Origin of the sequence: Paenibacillus sanfengchensis (genome assembly GCF_036864765.1) — a bacterium.
In the GTDB taxonomy this organism is placed as follows: Bacteria; Bacillota; Bacilli; order Paenibacillales; family Paenibacillaceae; genus Fontibacillus; species Fontibacillus sanfengchensis.
The window spans coordinates 231,875-249,876 of record NZ_JBAGJC010000004.1 but is presented as its reverse complement, the minus strand read 5'-3'; the positions used below and the strand labels follow the sequence as shown (position 1 = coordinate 249,876).

The 18,002-nt window shown below is 54.2% G+C and carries 15 protein-coding genes; 9 read left to right on the top strand and 6 right to left on the bottom strand.

Annotation, left to right across the window (positions count from 1 at the left end; genetic code table 11):
• Positions 1-3 precede the first annotated feature (3 nt).
• Positions 4-1,017 (top strand): N-acetylglucosamine kinase, encoded by a 1,014-nt coding sequence (locus V4U84_RS10370; RefSeq protein WP_334071462.1) that lies wholly within the window; start codon positions 4-6, stop codon positions 1,015-1,017.
• Positions 1,018-1,107: 90 nt separating this feature from the next.
• Here the strand turns inward: V4U84_RS10370 and V4U84_RS10365 are convergent, their stop codons facing one another.
• Positions 1,108-2,151, bottom strand: a complete 1,044-nt coding sequence (locus V4U84_RS10365) for an HD-GYP domain-containing protein (RefSeq protein ID WP_334071463.1) — start codon at positions 2,149-2,151, stop codon at positions 1,108-1,110.
• Positions 2,152-2,381: 230 nt separating this feature from the next.
• On the opposite strand from V4U84_RS10365, the gene V4U84_RS10360 reads away from it, so the two are divergent.
• The 4 genes from V4U84_RS10360 to V4U84_RS10345 are packed head-to-tail and all read left to right on the top strand — an operon-like array spanning position 2,382 to position 6,563.
• Positions 2,382-3,998, top strand: coding sequence for a spore germination protein (locus tag V4U84_RS10360; RefSeq protein ID WP_334071464.1), 1,617 nt, complete (start codon positions 2,382-2,384; stop codon positions 3,996-3,998).
• Entirely contained in the window at positions 3,995-5,188 is a 1,194-nt protein-coding gene (locus tag V4U84_RS10355; RefSeq protein ID WP_334071465.1) for a Ger(x)C family spore germination protein, read from the top strand. The genes V4U84_RS10360 and V4U84_RS10355 overlap by 4 nt, the downstream gene beginning before the upstream one ends.
• Before the next feature lie 15 nt (positions 5,189-5,203).
• The gene (locus V4U84_RS10350; RefSeq protein ID WP_334071466.1) at positions 5,204-5,419 is read left to right on the top strand and encodes a hypothetical protein; all 216 of its coding nucleotides are present in this window, start codon (positions 5,204-5,206) and stop codon (positions 5,417-5,419) included.
• A gap of 25 nt (positions 5,420-5,444) precedes the next feature.
• Positions 5,445-6,563: a GerAB/ArcD/ProY family transporter gene (locus tag V4U84_RS10345; RefSeq protein WP_334071467.1), complete on the top strand. Its 1,119-nt coding sequence runs from the start codon at positions 5,445-5,447 to the stop codon at positions 6,561-6,563.
• A gap of 15 nt (positions 6,564-6,578) precedes the next feature.
• Here V4U84_RS10345 and V4U84_RS10340 read toward each other — a convergent pair whose 3' ends face one another.
• Entirely contained in the window at positions 6,579-7,427 is an 849-nt protein-coding gene (locus tag V4U84_RS10340; protein ID WP_334071468.1) for a prohibitin family protein, read from the bottom strand.
• Between the two features lie 131 nt (positions 7,428-7,558).
• Between V4U84_RS10340 and V4U84_RS10335 the strand changes: the two genes are divergently transcribed.
• The 3 genes from V4U84_RS10335 to V4U84_RS10325 all read left to right on the top strand — a co-directional run bounded on the left by V4U84_RS10335 (position 7,559) and on the right by V4U84_RS10325 (position 10,194).
• A complete protein-coding gene (locus tag V4U84_RS10335) occupies positions 7,559-8,404 on the top strand; it encodes a GNAT family N-acetyltransferase (protein WP_334071469.1) in 846 nt (281 codons plus the stop codon).
• Between the two features lie 154 nt (positions 8,405-8,558).
• Positions 8,559-9,422, top strand: a complete 864-nt coding sequence (locus tag V4U84_RS10330; RefSeq protein WP_334071470.1) for a class I SAM-dependent methyltransferase — start codon at positions 8,559-8,561, stop codon at positions 9,420-9,422.
• Between the two features lie 13 nt (positions 9,423-9,435).
• A complete protein-coding gene (locus V4U84_RS10325; protein ID WP_334071471.1) occupies positions 9,436-10,194 on the top strand; it encodes an RluA family pseudouridine synthase in 759 nt (252 codons plus the stop codon).
• Between the two features lie 53 nt (positions 10,195-10,247).
• On the opposite strand, the gene V4U84_RS10320 is transcribed toward V4U84_RS10325, so the two are convergent.
• Together V4U84_RS10320 and V4U84_RS10315 are read right to left on the bottom strand one after the other, a co-directional pair.
• Positions 10,248-10,676 carry a MarR family winged helix-turn-helix transcriptional regulator gene (locus V4U84_RS10320; protein WP_334071472.1) on the bottom strand — a complete coding sequence of 143 codons (429 nt, stop codon included), beginning with the start codon at positions 10,674-10,676 and terminating at the stop codon, positions 10,248-10,250.
• Between the two features lie 177 nt (positions 10,677-10,853).
• Positions 10,854-11,921, bottom strand: coding sequence for a branched-chain amino acid aminotransferase (locus tag V4U84_RS10315; protein ID WP_334071473.1), 1,068 nt, complete (start codon positions 11,919-11,921; stop codon positions 10,854-10,856).
• 215 nt (positions 11,922-12,136) lie between these two features.
• On the opposite strand from V4U84_RS10315, the gene V4U84_RS10310 reads away from it, so the two are divergent.
• Complete coding sequence (locus V4U84_RS10310; RefSeq protein ID WP_334071474.1) at positions 12,137-13,018, top strand: LysR family transcriptional regulator; 882 nt, start codon at positions 12,137-12,139, stop codon at positions 13,016-13,018.
• Positions 13,019-13,552: 534 nt separating this feature from the next.
• Here V4U84_RS10310 and gyrA read toward each other — a convergent pair.
• Positions 13,553-15,985 carry a DNA gyrase subunit A gene (gyrA, locus tag V4U84_RS10305; RefSeq protein WP_334071475.1) on the bottom strand — a complete coding sequence of 811 codons (2,433 nt, stop codon included), beginning with the start codon at positions 15,983-15,985 and terminating at the stop codon, positions 13,553-13,555.
• A 13-nt stretch (positions 15,986-15,998) separates the two neighbouring features.
• On the bottom strand, positions 15,999-17,984 hold the full coding sequence (gene parE / locus V4U84_RS10300) for a DNA topoisomerase IV subunit B (RefSeq protein WP_334071476.1): 1,986 nt from the start codon (positions 17,982-17,984) through the stop codon (positions 15,999-16,001).
• Positions 17,985-18,002 lie beyond the last annotated feature (18 nt).

The window sequence follows — 18,002 nt, the reverse complement described above, 5'->3', positions numbered from 1 at the left end:
GCCATGGATAAAAAATATGTGATCGGCGTTGATGGCGGAAACAGCAAGACGGATTATTTCCTGTTCGACCTGGACGGCAATTATATCGATCATCTTCATACCGGCACCTGTAGCCATGAACGGTTTCCCGACGGGTATGCCGGCGCGGAACGGGCCATGAGGGAGCATTTAAGCAGGTTGTTGGCGCCCCACCGGCTTGTTCCGGAGCTGCTTGCCGCCGGTGCCTTTGGCTTGGCTGGAGCGGATATCCCTCCGCAAAAAGCCAAACTGTGCGAGGTGGTCGAGCGGCTTGGTTTGGCCCATTTTGCGCTGGATAACGATGCGTTTCTCGGCATCAAGGCGGGGAGCGAAAAAGGGTACGGCGTCTGCTCCATTAACGGGTCGGGGATGTCCACCGCCGGCATATCCGAAACCGGGGAGCGCCTGCAGATCGGCGGAGTCGGCAGCGAACTGTCCGGTGACGAAGCAGGCGGGTTTTATCTGGCCAGACGCGTATTGCGGACGGTTTACGACACCTTTTACCGGCTTGGCCCCAAGACGGCCATGACCGGGCCGGTAATGGAACTGCTGCGTATTCCATCCAAAGCCGATTATATCGAAACCGTGCTGGAGGGCTCGGTAAGGCGAAGCTTACCCACGACAGAACTGGTTCGCATTTTGTTCCGCGCCGCGGACCAAGGAGATTCTGCCGCACTTCAAATCATTCGTCACTCGGGGGAGCAGCTTGCCCGCTCTGTCGCAGGCTGCCTGGAGCACTTGAATTTCGCCGGCGATCGGGAAGCTGACATTATTTTGGCCGGGTCCGTATGGGTCAAGGCCGAGACGCCTCTGCTGTTTGATGGCTTCAGACAGCAGATGGCCGCTCTGACCCAAGTCCCCTGCAATTATATTTTCCTGCAGGTTCCTCCCGCCGCGGGAGCCGTCCTCTGGGCCTTGGAGCTGGCGGGGGAATCCCCCGTGAAGCCGGAACTGCGCGGCAAAGTCATCGGACATATCCAAGAGACGCGACTATCCTGAGAGAAGCCTGGAATTCTATATACAGAATAAAACAGCCGGTTATCGCTTGTATTAGCGGTAACCGGCTGTTTGCCGTTTCTCTGTACATTCTTACATAAAAATTTCTTCCAAGGTCAGTTGGCGTTCCACGGATAGATCGAGGAACTGTTCGTTCACCTTCACCAAAGGGCGGAAATAATCGCTCGGATTGTTCCAGACGATCATCGCGGTCTCCCCGTTGCTCAAACGGGCGTGCTTCCCCACAAAGTGCGGAAGCAAATGGCGGACCAGCGCCTGCACGACCTTCTCGTTCAGTTCCCCGAAGCCGAGCTCGTACACCTCGCGCAGAACAGCCAGCAGCCCCGGTCTGCCCTTAAGCCGGTCTGGAGCCGTCATTTCGACGTACATGTTGGCGACCGCCACGATTTTGGCATACGGATGAATCTCTTCAGCCTGGAGCCCTTGCGGGAATCCGGTACCGTCCTCGCGTTCGTGGTGCTGTAGCGCGACAAGCGCGGGTACCATATCCGGCATGGAATCGCGAATAATTTCAAAGCCGTAACGCGTGTGGCGCCGCATTTCGTCCAACTGCGCCTCATTCAACGAGCCGGAATGATTGCGCAGCTCCTGACGGACCTTGCTTTTTCCGATATCGTGGAGGCAGCCCGCCTTGCTGATCTCATAGCACTCGTCCCGGCTGTAGCCGAGCCAGGAAGCGATGTAATACGACAACAGCCCAACCTGCAGGGAATGGTTGTAAAGATTGACGTCCTCTTCCCCAAACGTGATCAGCAGGGAGACGACATCTTTCTTCTGGTCAATGATTTCAAGCATCGGCTTCAGCTTGTCGTCCACCATCGTTTGATTAAACTTCCCGGTTGTCAGCGCCTCAAGAAATATGGACTGATAGCCTTTCACCGTGGATTCGAAATTATCCTTCAGCAGCTTCTGAAAATCGGACCGGTTCAGCTGGGAAAGCGCCGCCCCGTCCTCCCTTGGTTCGATATCGACATAATCGATACTTTGCCGAATCAGAAGTGCGATTTCTTCCTTATGTATACTTGTTCCCTTTGGCAGAACGTGTAGCCCGGCCTTGTTAAAGATATCCGTCTTTAGCCGGTCCCCATCCTGCAGCTCCATAACGTGGGTTCTCACGAAAGGCCCCCTTCCTTCTCTTCTCTACTTCGGTTCTCTCCGTTTGCAATTTCTAAGATGACACGCCCAACAGGCCGATATATTCAGGCTATATCATAAATATCGATCAAATGACCCCATAATTAAATAGTTCCAAAGTCTGTATTTAAATCGGGCCGAAAGAATAATTTTCCTGTCTCCCGCAAATCTTTATAGTGTCAGAACCTCGTAAAGAAAGGAGGCACACCGCTTTGCCATTTTGGAGAAGACACCGGCTCACTCTGCGGCCCGATAACAAACCGGACCAGGAATCGGGAAATCGATCGGACGTAAACACGAAAAAACCGGAGTCAGGTGGGGAGACGGTTGAGGGACCGGATGCCCGCGATCTTCAAGAACGCCTCGCCTGGTATCAGCGGGAGCTCGATTTATGTTCGGATGTCATCTACAGGCAGTTTGTGCTCAGCACCGGCCAGGAATGCGCGCTCATTTACCTGCGGGGGATGATCAGCCAGCCGACTGTACAGAACTTTATCCTCAGAAGTCTGCAGAAACGGGCCGAGGAGCTTAAAGAAGGCGATATTTTTAAATTTTTGTTCGATGACAAGGGGCTGGACGTTTCTCAAAACAAGTTGGTTACGGATATGAACGAAGGCTTAAACGCGGTTCTTGACGCGGGCGCCTTGCTCCTCATCGATGGGGACCACCGTATGATGACCTTCTCCATTTCGGATTACCCGACGCGCTCCGTCAGCGAAGCGCCCAATGAATCCGTGATCCGCGGGCCGCGGGAAGCCTTTATCGAGGATCTTGAAATCAATCTGACTTTACTGCGCAGGCGATTAAAAAATAAAGATTTTAAGTGTGAGGAGCTTAAATTCGGAACTAAAACCAAGTCGAGCGTCGTCGTTGCCTTTGTACAAGGCGTCGCCAAGCCGGAGATGATTGCCGAAGTCAAACGGAGACTGTCCTACATCGATATTGACGGAATTATGGGAGCCTCTTATCTGGAAGAGTCGATTGAGGATAATCCCTACTCGCCTTTTCCCCAGATGCAATACTCCGAAAGACCGGATGTCATTGCCGCCTCCCTGCTTGAGGGACGAATCGCTTTAATGGTGGACGGAACGCCGTTGGTGCTGCTCGTTCCGGTTACGATGACCATGCTGCTCCAGTCGGCGGAGGACTATTACCAAAGGTTCGTGGCGGCGACATGGATTCGTTGGATACGTTATTTTTTTCTGTTCGCATCCCTGCTGCTGCCCTCCCTTTATATCGCGACGACAACCTTTCACCCTGAAATGATACCGTCACAGCTTCTATATACGCTTGCCGCTTCCCGGGAAATCGTGCCCTTCCCCGCGCTGCTTGAGGCCTTCATTATGGAAATAGCTTTTGAGGCGCTTCGCGAGGCCTCCATACGAATTCCCAAGGCGATCGGCCAAGCCGTTTCCATTATCGGTGCGCTGATCATCGGGACAGCCGCCGTGGAGGCAGGCATCGTATCCGCGGCCATGGTCATCATTGTGTCACTGACGGGGATCGCCTCATTTATCATCCCGCATTTCGATCTGGGCCTGTCTTTTCGGCTGCTACGGTTTCCAATCATGTTTTTGGCCGCGATGTTCGGGCTATACGGGATCGCCTGCGGACTGATCTTGATCTACACTCACCTGACCAACCTGAAATCATTCGGGGTTCCTTATTTGGCACCGATCGCCCCCTTGGTCAAGGATGACTTGAAAGACACTTTGGTAAGGGCACCCTGGTGGCATATGAGAACACGGCCCCCGTTTATGGCGGGGAACAAGATCCGGCAACAAAACAAATCCAGAGACTGGGCGAAGAAGAAAGGTGAAGGCAATTGATCAACAAATACCTGAGGCTGGCGCTCACCACCGGACTAGCCATCGCCGTTCTGGCGATTACCGGAGGCTGCTGGTCATCCAAAGAAATTAACAACCGCGCTTTCGCCCTTTCCATGCTGGTGGACCGGACCGACAACGGCGAAATCGAGCTCACCATCAGTTTCCCCTTGCCGAACCGGATGATTCCCGGCCAAGCCGGCGGCTCCGGACAAGCCAAGGGGGAGCCGTATTCCTTTGTGACCAAGAAAGCCCCCAACATCAGCGAAGCGCTGAGAGAAATCCAAGTGGATATGTCCCGGACCATCTCGTTCGGACAAACCCGAATTATTGTCATCGGCCGAAAGCTGGCGGAGCACGGAATTGAATCGATCATTGAATTCGTCCATCGGCAACCCGCCTTCCATTTAAGCGCCAATATGTTCGTGACGCCCGACAGCTTGAAGGATATAAGCAACACTCCATTAATCTTTGAGCGATTCGTCTCGGATATTTTGCGAAAGTATATCAATCAGCATGTCACTCTCGATACCACGGTCAAAGACTATATTTTGGCTTATTACCAAGGCGGAGACATTCTGCTGCCCCTGCTGAGTTTCGGCCGTCAGCCCGATATCGAAACCTCGGATCAGGCCAAAGACACATGGATGGGAACCGGGGGGGCCGCCATTTTCAAGGGGGGAAAAATGTCCAAGATCGAGCTCTCCACGCAGGAATTAAGGGGGGCTCTATGGATCAGCTCCCAGCTCACATCGTCGATCGTTACAGTTAACGCCCCTTCCGACGGAAAAGAAATCAGTTGTGTCGCCGAAAATATAGGCACTAAAATCAAACCCGAAATTAAAGAAGGGAAAGTCGCTTTTCAGGTCCGGAGCCATGCCGATGCCTATGTTCTTTCCTCGAGTTCCTCGATAGATTTAAAAAATCCGGATAATTTGGAGCAAATCGGTGATTTATTGGAGAAGGATATCGAACGCCGATTTAGCAGCGTTTTGTCCAAAACCAGGAAAGCGCGCTCCGACGCCTTTTTAATGAGCCAATATCTCGACTGGAGATACCCGGAAGAATGGAGGAAGATTAAGCCGAAGTGGCGGGAATACTATGCGACCGAGCTGCCGATTGAGGTCAAAGTCGGAATCAAGCTGGATCGGACCGGCTCAATTACCCGGTCGGTCATGCAAAGAAAACAATAGATAGGGGGGAAGATTATGTTTTGGATTGGAGCCATTTTCTTTGCGGATATGGGATACAAATGGATAAAGCGGCGCAGAGAGGGTGTAGCATGGAAGCACCATTGGTCCGTTCTGGCGGTTTCCTTCCTCTTGTTCCTGCTGGCCGAGGTTCAATTTCTGTTGAAGGACCGGTGGAATTTGCCGATTTTCTTTCATACGATAAGCACATCGATCCAAGCCTGGCTTTTTTGAGATTCTGAATCCGGAGGCAGCCCGTATGCAAAAAAACGTTACTTCAAGCCAAATTTTTTCTCTCTACAACTTATATATTTTTACGACCGTCATAGCTTTTTTGCTGGGTATTTTGCTTGAAGCAGCCGGTTATTCCACTCCTGTCGGGATGATTGTCGGCTCGTTTGCGGGACTGCTATTGGTTTATCCCGCTTATAAAACGGCTTCCTTAAGGCCAAACGAGTTCATCGTCCAATACGGAAGCGAGCTGGTGGGACGGTTGCCGCACCTCTTGTTTATTTTGATGATCATCGGTGCGCAGCTCCTGCTGGCCGCCGTAAATCTGCGGCAGTTATCCGACTTTCTGCAGTCCGTATATTTGATCGGAACTCCGCAGTGGGCTTTGGTCGCGATCTTTGGCATCTGTGTCGCCTATGCGGTTCACTGCGGCCTGGAGACGATTTTCCGGATCGCCCAAGGCATCTTTCTCATCAGTGCGATCGCCTTCTTCATCATCCCTTTTCTTGCGACCCAGGAAGCCAAAAGCGATATGCTAATCGCCTTGATCACCCATTTGAGTCTCGAAGACGTCGGTTCGGGAAGCTATTTGATGGCAATCATGGTTGGCGAGCTCTCTTTTTTGTTTCTTGTATTTCCGTATCTGAAATCTCCCAAAAAGGTATATCGGACTTTCCTGGCCACCATTTTGTCTTCCTTGGTCATCATCTTCTCCCATGCCATCCCGGTCCTGCTTGCCTTCGGGCCTGAGCTTGGGGGCAATCTGACTTATCCCGACATGGAATTGATCCGTTTTATCCGGGTTGGGTCTTTTATCGAAACACTGGACCCCATTTTGATTATCCTGTGGCTGACCAGCATCTTCGTAAAAATCTCTTTTATCATTTATACATCGGTGCATGGCATCTCCCAATTAACCGGGGTCAAAGATCATAGGCCGTTCTCTATCCCGGCTACCGCGTATGCCGCGGTCTTCTCCATTACCCTGGCCAGATCGCATATTGAATTGCTTCGGTTTCTGCTTGAGGGATTGGCCCCCGTTCTGATCCTCACTGAATTTTTCATCCCGTGGATTTACTGGATTGCCGGTACGATTAGGGGTTCGAAACGAAACGAAGAATCCGCCGACAGCGAGTCGGCGGATTGATAATGAGGGAATTGTTCAGGGTTGATTCGTAAACGACTGGATATCAATGAACGGTGTGGCACCGCCTGTCACGGACGGCAGACGCCCATCCCATTTTTCCAGCGCCTTCTCCTGAACTTCGATCTGCTTCAGTTGCACCAGTTCCGGCGTAACCTCCTGCTTTTTCAGCTTGAGCGCCTCCGCTTCGGCCTGCGCCTGGGCGACCTTCTGCTTCGCTTCGATCTCGATCCGTTTCAGATCGTTGCTGGCTTTCAGCGCCTGCTGCTGGGCGACCTGCTTCGCTTCGATCGACTGGTTGAAAGCGTCGGAGAACTTGAAATTGACGATGTTGATTTCATTGACGATCAAGTCATATTTGGCCAGCCGGCTTGTCAAGTGTTCGCTGATTTCGCCAGCGACCATATCGCGCTTGGCGATCAGATCCTCGGCTTGGTATCTTGCGGTGACCTCCTTGACAATTTCCTGAACGGCCGGGTTGATGATCACGGAATCGACATTTCTCCCAACATTGTTCATAAGGTTGTACGCGGATTCCTTGTTCACCGAGTAGTTTACCGCCACATGCGTGGATACCGGCTGCAAATCCTTGGAAGATGCGCTTGTATCCGTTTCCGCTTTGGTCACCTGCGTATTGACCTGAATAACCGTTTGAACAAACGGGATCTTCAAATGAATCCCCGGGGACAATATATTGCTGTCGAGTTTGCCGAACGTTTTATAAAGCCCCACATGCCCGTATTCGATTTGCGCAAAGCTGTTGGCTCCTAAGACCAGGACGACCAGGCCGGCAACCGCCGTTGTCGTTATTCCCTTCACATTAAACTTCCTCTTGGCTCCCGGATTCTTCACAGTCTCCATGTCCATCCCCTCCGTCTCCTGATATCTCCCCGTTTAACGGTTATAGTAAGTAGTACGGAAATATGGCGAAATGGTGTCATGCAGATGCTTTTTTCCCCTGAATCGGCTAGAATACATGCGAAAGGACGTGGTCGAGCGTGATCATTACTAACCCGATAACCTGGGAAGATGTAAAAGAACTGCAGCACATATGCGAGGCTCATGATTCGATCGTGCTGAAGCTGAACTGGGACACGCTGCTGTCCCGCAAACCCGCAGAAAAAGCCGATTTGGCCGAGTATCGGGACGGCCGGCTCATCGGTTTTCTCGGTTTTTACGATTTCGGCAGTTCGGTGGAGCTTTGCGGCATGGTCCATCCCGACTACCGGTGCCAGGGGATTTTTACCCGGCTGCTGCAAAAAGCCCTGAATCCGGAAAGCTTGTCCGCCTACAAGCGGATTTTATTAAATGCGCCCGAAAACAGCGAATCCGCCAAGGCCTTTATGAGCACCGTGCCGTTTACCTACGACTTTTCGGAGTATCAGATGAAGCACGAGCCGAGCGGCGATCTCTCGCTTCCGGTCCGGGACGATGTGATGCTCCGCAGTGCTGAAGCGAAGGATGTGCCTGTGCTCGCCAGGCTGGATAGCGAAGGCTTCGATTTGCCGCTGGAAGAGTCCGTTTCCTTCTATGAAAATTACGAAACGATCGCGGAAAACGAGGTCCTGATGCTGGACGAAAATCCGGTGGGCAAGCTCCGGGTCTCCCGGTCCAACCGGGAAGCCTGGATTTACGGTTTTGCCGTCTCCCCAACCTACCGTGGACACGGTATCGGATCCGCCGCCCTGCGGCAGATCGTCCGCCGCGAGACGGCCGCCGGCTACGAGGTGTGGCTGGAGGTGGCGCTGGACAACCCGAACGCCATGCGGCTTTATGAATCCACCGGCTTCCGGACCGTCCGGGCGCAGGATTATTACCGCTATAATTTTTCCGAATCAAGCTAAACGTTAACTAGCAAACAAGTTTTTCGGGGATGCTGGCATGCCGATAGAAAAATAAGGTACAATAACTAGCGAACTCCACAACTTGGCAGCGATTCTTGATTCGGGCGGTCCGCGAAGGACCGTTCTTTTGAAACGGAAGGAAGGGTTTAAACACATGTACGTAGCAAACGACTGGAAAGATTATGAGGTTATCGATACCGGGAACGGAGAGAAGCTGGAGCGTTGGGGCGATGTCGTGCTCCGGCGTCCGGATCCGCAGATCATTTGGCCGATCCGGGACGAGAACAAGGAGTGGCGCGATGTCCACGGCCATTATCACCGCAGCTCATCCGGAGGCGGCCAATGGGAGATGAAGAAGCAGATTCCCGACCGCTGGACCATCTCTTATGACCGGCTTAAATTTTATATCCGCCCGACCAATTTCAAGCATACGGGCCTGTTTCCCGAACAGGCGGCGAACTGGCGCTGGATGATGGACAAGATTTCGGGGGCGGGACGTCCGGTCCAGGTGCTCAACTTGTTCGCCTACACCGGCGGAGCTACCGTGGCGGCCGCTTCGGCGGGCGCTTCGGTCGTGCATGTGGACGCCGCGAAAGGGATGGTGCAATGGGCCAAGGAGAACCTGAACCTGTCGGGCCTCGGCGACCGCCCCGTCCGCTTTATTACGGACGATGTGTTTAAATTCGTGCAGCGCGAGCAGCGGCGCGGCAACAAATACGATGCGATCATTATGGACCCGCCGTCATACGGCCGGGGACCCGGCGGCGAAATGTGGAAGCTGGAAACGAGCCTCTATCCGTTCGTGGAGTCCTGTCTCTCCATTTTATCGGATACCCCGTTGTTCTTTTTGGTCAACTCCTATACGACCGGGATTTCACCCACCGTGCTGCATAACATCTTGTCGATGACCGTCAAGAAGCGTTACGGCGGAGTCATTACGGCCGGGGAGTTGGGGCTTCCGATCACCCGCTCCGGTCTGAATCTTCCTTGCGGCATCTTGGGCCGCTGGGAGGACTAAGGAGGGCTGCTCCATGCGAATTCCAGGCGAGCCCGGCGTGGTGATTCTTTATGAGGACAACCATATACTCGGCATTGTAAAGCCAATCAATGTTCCCACCCAGGAAGATGCAAGCGGAGATCCCGACTTGCTGAACCTGCTCAAAGCGGATATTAAAGAAAGGTACAGTAAGCCCGGCAATGTGTATCTGGGGCTGGTTCACCGGCTCGACCGGCCCGTCGGCGGCGCCATGGTGTTCGCCAAAACGTCGAAAGCCGCGTCACGGTTGTCCGATGCGGTGCGGACCCGCAGCTTTGAGAAAGGCTACGTGGCCGTCATCCGGGGGATTCCCGCGCGGGCCAGCGGCACGTTGACCGATACGCTGCTGAAGGACGAGAAGACCAACACGGTGCGCGTAGTTAAGAAAGGCACGCCAGGGGGCAAAGACGCCAGACTCGATTACCGGGTGTTGGGCAGCTCCCCCAAGGACAATCTATCCCTGGTGCAGATCCGGCTCCATACCGGGAGATCCCATCAGATTCGCGTGCAATTCAGCCATTTGGGCTGCCCGCTTTACGGTGACCAAAAATACGGCGCCGCCTTAAACAAACCCGGTGAACAAATCGCCCTGTGGTCGGTTTATGTCGGTTTTCCCCATCCGGTCAGCAAAGAAATGATCGACCTGATCTCGCTTCCGCCCCGCTGCTATCCCTGGGATTTGTGGGAAGAGCGGATTTATCGCGGGGTCGGTGAAGCCTGCAAATCGGGCGGTGCCGCCGGAGAACTGTGGTAATCAAAAATGCGAGTTGCCGGAGTTCATCCTCCCCGGCAACTCGCATTTTCGTTTCAGTCTCCCGTTACGGACTGAGATTTTCCGGATATTTTCCCCATTAAATAGACGAGCAGCTGCTGGTTATGCGTTGAAATTCGATCCAGCATTCCGCCCAGATAAGCCTCTCTTACCTGAACGCCCCGTTCCGCCTCACGCTTCCCTTTCTCCGTAATCGACACCCACACAATTCTACGGTCGCCCTCATCCCGTTCCCGCCGAATCAATTCCCCCCGCTCCATCCGGTCAAGCAGCATGGTTACCGCCGCCGGCGTGGTGGACAGAAAGGGGAGCAATTCGGACGGCTTCAGCTTGCCCTCGCGTTCCAGCACCTCCAGCACAGTCAATTGGGACGTCGTCAGCGCGGGAGCCAATTCTTCCTCCATATGCGTCTGGTAGTCCTTTATGATGATGCCCAGCAATTTAGTAAATTCCGCAGTATGCATGACTTCCCCCCTTAAATAACTTCCAGCCGAGTCCGCTCTTATATACGTCATGAATATTTCGACAACCATTTGAAAATTCCTTCCTGAGTCCATGTTGAAACTTCATCAGACGGCAAAAAGCCCGCCCGGCTGGGAAGCCGAGCGGGCTGGCATGTGGTCGCGTTACGCATGATGATATTAATGAATTTCCTTCATCCAGTCAAAACGGTCCTCAAGGAGTCCCTTCTGGATGCCTGTAATGGTATCATACAGCTTCTTGGCGTACTCTCCGGTGTTACCGCCGGCGATGGTGATCTGCTCCCGATCCCATTTCATCGTCCCGATCGGCGAGATAACCGCTGCTGTCCCGGTACCGAACGCCTCTTCCAGCAGGCCCTTTCGGGCCGCTTCAAACAGCTCCTCGACGGTGATTCTGCGTTCGGTCACCGTCAGCCCCCACGAGCGCAGCATCGTAATCACCGAATCGCGCGTGATGCCGGCCAAAATGCTGCCCGACAAAGCGGGCGTAATGACTTCGCCTCCGAGTTTAAAGAAGACGTTCATACTGCCGACTTCTTCGATGTATTTTTTCTCAACGCCGTCCAGCCACAGCACTTGGGAGAAACCTTGGTCCTTGGCAACTTCCTGGGCCTTGATCCCCGCGGCGTAATTGCCCGACGTCTTGGCGGCCCCTGTTCCTCCGCGAACCGCCCGGACGAATTGATCCTCCACGTAGATCGATACGGGATGAATCCCTTCCGGGTAGTAGGAGCCCACCGGCGACAAAATAACGAGCAGCTTGTACTCCTTGGCGGCCCGAACGCCGAGGCACGGCTCCGTCGCAATGATAAACGGGCGGATATACAAGGAAGTATCATCGCCTTCCGGAATCCAGTCCCGATCCAGGCTGACCAGTTCCGTAATCCCTTCCAGCACCGCCTCCGGGTCGACCTGAGGAATGCTGAGCCGTTCGCAGGACTGGTTCATCCGTTTCATATTCATGTCGGGACGAAACAGGGCGATCCGCCCGTCTCCCAAGGCGTAGGCTTTCATGCCTTCAAATACTTCCTGGCCGTAATGAAATACCATGGCGGACGGGTCCAAGGAAATCGGTCCGTAAGGAACGATTTGCGGCGGCTGCCAACCTTTCTCCGCCGTATAATCCATCACCAGCATATGATCGGTGAAATATTGTCCGAAACCCAGTTTCTTCGGGTCCGGTTTGTCTTTCGGCTGCTCGCGCCGTACGATTTGTATTTTGCCCACTGCGAACGCTCCCTCTCTTTTCCGTAACTTCTGACACTAACTATACCCCTTGTTTAAGCATTGATCAATATTATGATATCAATAATTATCATAGATTGTTTCTATGCTTCCTATCCCGTTTCATTTTCCGATTCTTCTAGCCAATCCAGAATTTTTTCCATATCATAGATGTAATCTATTAAATAGATGATCAACCGGGATTGGAGAAACTGTACATGGAGCATCGACTATTGGATTATTTTTTGGCGGTGGCCGAGGAGCTTCATTTCACGAAGGCCGCGGACCGGCTCGGCATTACCCAACCGACATTAAGCCACCAAATCCGCCTGCTGGAGCAAGAGGTGGGCACTCCCTTATTCCACCGTTCAGGGAAAAAAATCCATCTGACGCAGCCCGGCACGATTTTGCTGGAGCATGCCAGGCGGATTCTGCATGAGCTGGAGCAGGCCAAACTGGAGATCGGCCAGCTTGCCGGTCTTCAGCGGGGAAGACTCCGCATCGGCTGCTCCGGCAACCATCTCCTGTCCGATGCGCTTGTCTCGTTTCACCGCCAGTATCCGGGAATCGAGCTGAACGTCATCGAACTGGCGACTGAAGAAACCCGTGACGGCCTGCTGGGCAACCGGCTTGACCTGGGGGTTGTCTTTTTGCCGCTGGAGGATGAGCAGTTGATCAATCTGCCCCTGTATGACGAAGAGCTCGTTCTCGTCGTTTACCACAGTCATCCTTTCGGGGCCTTCACTGCGGTGAAGCTGGAGCAGCTTGCCGAAATACCGCTGGTGCTGTTCCAACCGAAGTTTTTTGTGCGGCAAATGATCGATTCCGCCTGCCATATGGCCGGGCTAACGCTAAAGCCGGTCATGGAGCTGTCCACTATGGAATCTCAGATACGGATGGTCAGGCAGCATGTCGGCGGAACGATCCTTCCCGCCTCTTACGCCGGAACGCTGGATTCCTCCGGGATCTCCGTCATTCCGCTGGCCGAGCCGGCCCCCCGAAAAAAGGTGGGGCTCGTTTACCGGAAACATACGTTTATGGATCCCAGTCTTCAGGCCTTTATCGAGCATTTGGCGACCAGCCGGATTCCGGGCGATTAACAAAAGCGTCTGTAGCGTATATATCCGCCATCGCCGTTAAATTAACGGGAGTTCCTACCTTTATTTTGATGTTACTCAAGCCGCTTTTCACACTATATAGGTTGAACTAAAAAATTGGCGCCGGGCAAGGACGTGATTTGGTTACGGAGATACGTTTGCCAACATCCACAAATGTAATTTTAATACCCCACCGTCGGAGTCTACATCATTAACGGGAAAACCTACCGTTAATGTACCGCTCTTGGCTCCTCGATCAGATTTAGCTGGAAAAGCTCCAGCTATTTCGCGGCCCAAGGGCCGATGTACAGAATTTCAGGCGAATATGCACCAAATTAACGGGAGAAATTCCCTTTAATACAATGAGCTGCAGGCTATGAATGTGAAAAGAACCTTCTTTACACCACTTGTCGCGCTTTAACGGTTTCTCATCCATCGATGCACTCCCAACATAGACAGACCGAGATCGCGGTCTGTTTACCCGCAAAAAAAGCTTCGCCCGGCGATTTCTACCGCCGCCAGGCGAAGCTTCCGGTGCTATTTCTCGAGCAGATCGACCAGCTCGTCCTTCTTGTCCACGGGTACCAGCTGCTTTCCGGTGGATTTCCGGTCCGCCAGCGGCGCATCCTCGGAGCTGAACGAATGCATCGCCCCCTCCTTCGTCACCGCGAGCAGCGCCAGCGGAGCCTTGCTGTGGAATCCGCCCGCCAGTCGGGTGCCGTTCGGCTTGACCCGCTTGCCTTCCTTGAATTCGAACGTCTGCACGCCCTTGCCTCCCCGGCTCTGCACCGGGTAATCGAGCAGCAGCGTCCGTTTGCCGTAGCCCAGGTCCGAGACGACCAGGATTTCCCCTTCTTCGCCTTCCACCCACAGAGCGGATACGACTTCGTCTTCGTCCTTGAGCTGGATGCCCTTGACCCCTGCCGAGACGCGGCCCATCGCGTTCACTTCATTCTCGGCAAACCGGATCGCCATCCCCTGTCTCGTCACGAGCAGAATATCCTGCCGGTTATGACTCAGCTTGACGCCGATGATTTCATCGCCGTCCGCCACTTTACAGGCCGCCACCGCACCGGAGCGTTTCGTTTCGTAATCCTTCAGGTCCGTCCGTTTGACCTGGCCCCGCTTCGTCACGAACACCAGGCTTTCGCCCGGTGCGTCAAAGCTCTTGACCGGGATGACGCTGACGATCCTGTCCTCTTTGGCCATCGGAATGACATTGACGATCGCCGTTCCGTTATCCTTCCACTTGAACTCCGGAATTTGATGCACCGGCAAGAGGAAGTATTGACCCCGCTGCGTAAAGATCAGCAGGTTCTGCAGCGTATCCACGTCAAACACTTGGCGGATATAGTCGCCTTCCTTGACTCCCGAGCTGTCCCTTTCCCCGCCGGAACGGGTAAAAGACAGCATGCTTGTCCGCTTGATATATCCTTCATGGGAGAGGGTAACAAGCACCTCTTCCTGGGCTACGAGCACCTCCAGGTTGACCTTGAGCTCCTCCACCTCGCCCTGAATCTCCGAACGTCGGTCAACCCCGTACTTGTCGCGGATTTCGGTCAGCTCTTTGCGGATGACAGCGATCAGTTTTTTGTCGCTCTCCAAAATTCCGCGCAGGGTAGCGATTTTCTTCCGGATATCCTCCAGCTCTTTTTGCAGGGAAGTAATCTCCAGATTCGTCAAGCGATAAAGCTGCAGCGTCAGAATCGAGTCGGCCTGGCGTTCGGTGAATCCGAACATCCACTGCAGGTTGTTCTGGGCGTCCTGGCGATTCTTCGACGCTTTGATAGCGGCGATGACCTCGTCCAGAATATTGAGCGCCTTCACCAGACCTTCCAGCACGTGAGCCCGGTCCTCCAGCTTTTCCAGTTCAAACTGGGTCCGGAAGGTCACGACCTCCCGCTGGTGGGCGATGTAGGCTTCGATCATCTGCTTCAATCCCAGCTGGCGGGGGGCCTTGTTAACGATCGCGACCATATTGAAGTTGTAATTGACCTGCAGGTCGGTTTTCTTCAGCAAATAAGCGAGGATGCCCTGCGCGTCGGCGTCTTTCTTCAGTTCGACGACGATGCGGAGCCCGTTGCGGCCGCTTTCGTCGCGGACCTCGGCAATGCCGTCCACTTTCTTCTCAAGCCGGATATTCTCCATCGCCGTGACCAGTCGCGATTTCACGACCTGATAAGGAATCTCCGTGATCACGATCTGCTGTTTGCCGCCGCGGAGGGTTTCGATCTCGGTCTTGGAGCGGATATAGATCCTGCCTCTTCCGGTATCGTAAGCTTCGCGGATCCCCTCTTCGCCCATAATGATCCCGCCGGTCGGAAAATCCGGCCCCTTCACATAGGTCCGGATTTGCTCCATCGGCAGATCGGGCTTCTCCATTACGGCGATGCAGGCGTCGATGACTTCCCGCAAGTTGTGCGGCGGAATCTCCGTGGCAAAACCCGCGGAAATCCCGCTGACCCCGTTGACCAACAGGTTGGGAAAACGCGAGGGCAGAACGATCGGCTCCATCGCCGTATTGTCAAAGTTATCTTTGAACGGGACGGTACGCTTCTCGATATCGCGCAGCAGTTCCATGGCGATCGGCGACAAGCGGGCCTCCGTGTACCGCATAGCGGCGGCCGGATCGTCGTCCTGCGAACCCCAGTTGCCATGGCCGTCCACCAGGACATGTCCCATTTTCCACGGCTGGGCCATCCGCACCATGCCTTCATAAATGGAGGAGTCCCCGTGCGGATGATAGTTCCCCATGACGTCCCCAACCGTTTTGGCGGATTTGCGGTAGGGTTTATCCGGCGTATTGCCCGAATCGTACATCGCGTACAGAATCCGGCGCTGAACCGGCTTCAAGCCGTCGCGTACGTCGGGAATCGCCCGGTCTTGAATAATATATTTGGAATACCGCCCGAAGCGGTCACCGACGACTTCCTCGAGGAAGGCCGGCAGAAAATTCTCCAATGAACTCAACTCATGTCACCTTCTATTCCTCATAATCCGTGAAATCCACATTCTCCACAATCCAGCGCTTCCGCGGATCGACCTTGTCTCCCATCAGGGTGGAAACGCGCCGTTCCGCCTTCGCGGCGTCTTCGATCTGAACCTGGAGCATCGTGCGGGTTTCGGGATTCATCGTCGTTTCCCAGAGCTGCTCAGGGTTCATTTCCCCGAGTCCCTTGTACCGCTGGAGTTCAAAGTTCTTACCGAACTCCTTCAGATAATTCTGCAGCTGTTCTTCGTTCCACGCATACCGGACGGTCTCCAGCTTGCCGGAACGACGGGTGATCTTGTAAAGCGGAGGCTGGGCGATATAAACCCGGCCCGCGTCGATCAACGGCTTCATGTAACGGTAAAAGAAGGTCAGCAGCAGCACCTGGATGTGTGCTCCATCCGTATCGGCATCGGTCATGATTATGATTTTGGAGTAATTGCTGTCTTCCACCGCAAATTCCGGCCCGATCCCCGCGCCGATCGCGGAGATGATCGCCCGGTACTCGTCGTTCTTCAAAATATCGGCCAACCGGGCTTTCTCCGGATTCATCGGCTTACCTTTCAGCGGAAGAATCGCCTGAATTTTGGAGTCCCGGCCCTGCTTAGCGGAACCGCCGGCGGAATCGCCTTCCACAATAAACAGTTCGTTGCGCGTAAAATCCTTCGATTGCGCCGGCGTCAGCTTCCCGCCCAGATTGGAGCTTTCGCTCCGCTTCTTGCCCGAACGCATCTCATCCCGGGCCTTGCGCGCCGCTTCTCTCGCTTTGGAGGCCTGAACCGCCTTCTTGATCAGCGTTTGCGCCACCTGCGGATTCTCTTCCAGGAACAGCGCCATCTTCTCGGACACGACCGCGTCGACCGTGCTGCGCGCGGAAGCGCTGCCGAGCTGGTCCTTCGTTTGGCCCACGAACTCGACCTCCGACATCTTGACGCTGATAACGGCCATCATGCCTTCGCGCAAATCGTTGCCTTCGAGGTTTTTGTCCTTTTCCTTCAGCATGCCGTTCTTGCGGGCATAATCGTTCATGACGCGCGTGTAAGCCGTCTTGAAGCCCGTTTCATGCGTCCCGCCGCCCCGGGTCGGGATCGAGTTCACGAAGGAAGCGAGCGTTTCCGTATACCCCGCGTTATACTGCAGGGCCACCTCCACCTCGATATCGTCCCGCTCGGCGTAGAAATGAACCACGTCATGCAGCACATCTTTGCCTTCGTTCAGAAACTGCACGAACTGGCTGGCGCCGCCCTCGTAAAAAAACTCGTCGGAACGATCCGACCGCTCATCCTTCAAGGTCACTTTGAGGCCCGAATTCAGAAAAGCGATCTCCTGCAAACGTTCCGCGAGCGTATCATAATTGAGTCCGATTCCATTGACAAAGACGCGAATGTCCGGCTTGAACGTCACCTTTGTCCCGGTCCGGTTCGTATTTCCAAGCACCTCCAGGCCTGTGACCGGTTCGCCGACATGCTCGACTCCCTGATCGTCCACCCAGTACTCGAACCGCATCCGGTGGATTTTGCCCTCCCGGTAAATCTCGACCTCGAGCCATTCGGACAAGGCGTTGGTCACCGAAGCGCCGACCCCGTGCAGACCGCCCGATTTCTTGTAACCGGAGCCGCCGAACTTCCCGCCGGCGTGCAGAATCGTATAGACGACCTGCGGCGTGGGAATGCCCGTCTTGTGCATCCCGGTCGGAATGCCGCGACCGTTATCGAATACGGTAACAGATCCGTCTTTATTTAATGTAATCTCGATTTTGGTGCAAAATTTGGCCAAATGCTCGTCGACCGCATTATCCACGATCTCCCATACCAGATGATGAAGTCCCGACGAACTCGTACTGCCGATATACATACCTGGTCGTTTACGTACCGCGACAAGCCCTTCGAGCACCTGAATGTCGTCCGCTTCGTATCCCGAAGCCGCCTGGCCCGGCTTGACCCCGGAGGCGTCTTCGAACAAATCGATTTGTTCGGCCATTCATGCTCCCCCTTTTAT

Excerpts from the sequence above, each read along its gene's own strand:
- V4U84_RS10370 (WP_334071462.1), top strand. The coding sequence starts at position 4 with ATGGATAAAAAATATGTGATCGGCGTTGATGGCGGAAACAGCAAGACG.
- V4U84_RS10350 (WP_334071466.1), top strand. The coding sequence starts at position 5,204 with ATGTTTTGGATTGGAGCCATTTTCTTTGCGGATATGGGATACAAATGG.
- V4U84_RS10345 (WP_334071467.1), top strand. The coding sequence starts at position 5,445 with ATGCAAAAAAACGTTACTTCAAGCCAAATTTTTTCTCTCTACAACTTA.
- V4U84_RS10340 (WP_334071468.1), bottom strand. The coding sequence starts at position 7,427 with ATGGACATGGAGACTGTGAAGAATCCGGGAGCCAAGAGGAAGTTTAAT.
- V4U84_RS10330 (WP_334071470.1), top strand. The coding sequence starts at position 8,559 with ATGTACGTAGCAAACGACTGGAAAGATTATGAGGTTATCGATACCGGG.
- V4U84_RS10325 (WP_334071471.1), top strand. The coding sequence starts at position 9,436 with ATGCGAATTCCAGGCGAGCCCGGCGTGGTGATTCTTTATGAGGACAAC.
- V4U84_RS10320 (WP_334071472.1), bottom strand. The coding sequence starts at position 10,676 with ATGCATACTGCGGAATTTACTAAATTGCTGGGCATCATCATAAAGGAC.
- V4U84_RS10310 (WP_334071474.1), top strand. The coding sequence starts at position 12,137 with ATGGAGCATCGACTATTGGATTATTTTTTGGCGGTGGCCGAGGAGCTT.
- parE (WP_334071476.1), bottom strand. The coding sequence starts at position 17,984 with ATGGCCGAACAAATCGATTTGTTCGAAGACGCCTCCGGGGTCAAGCCG.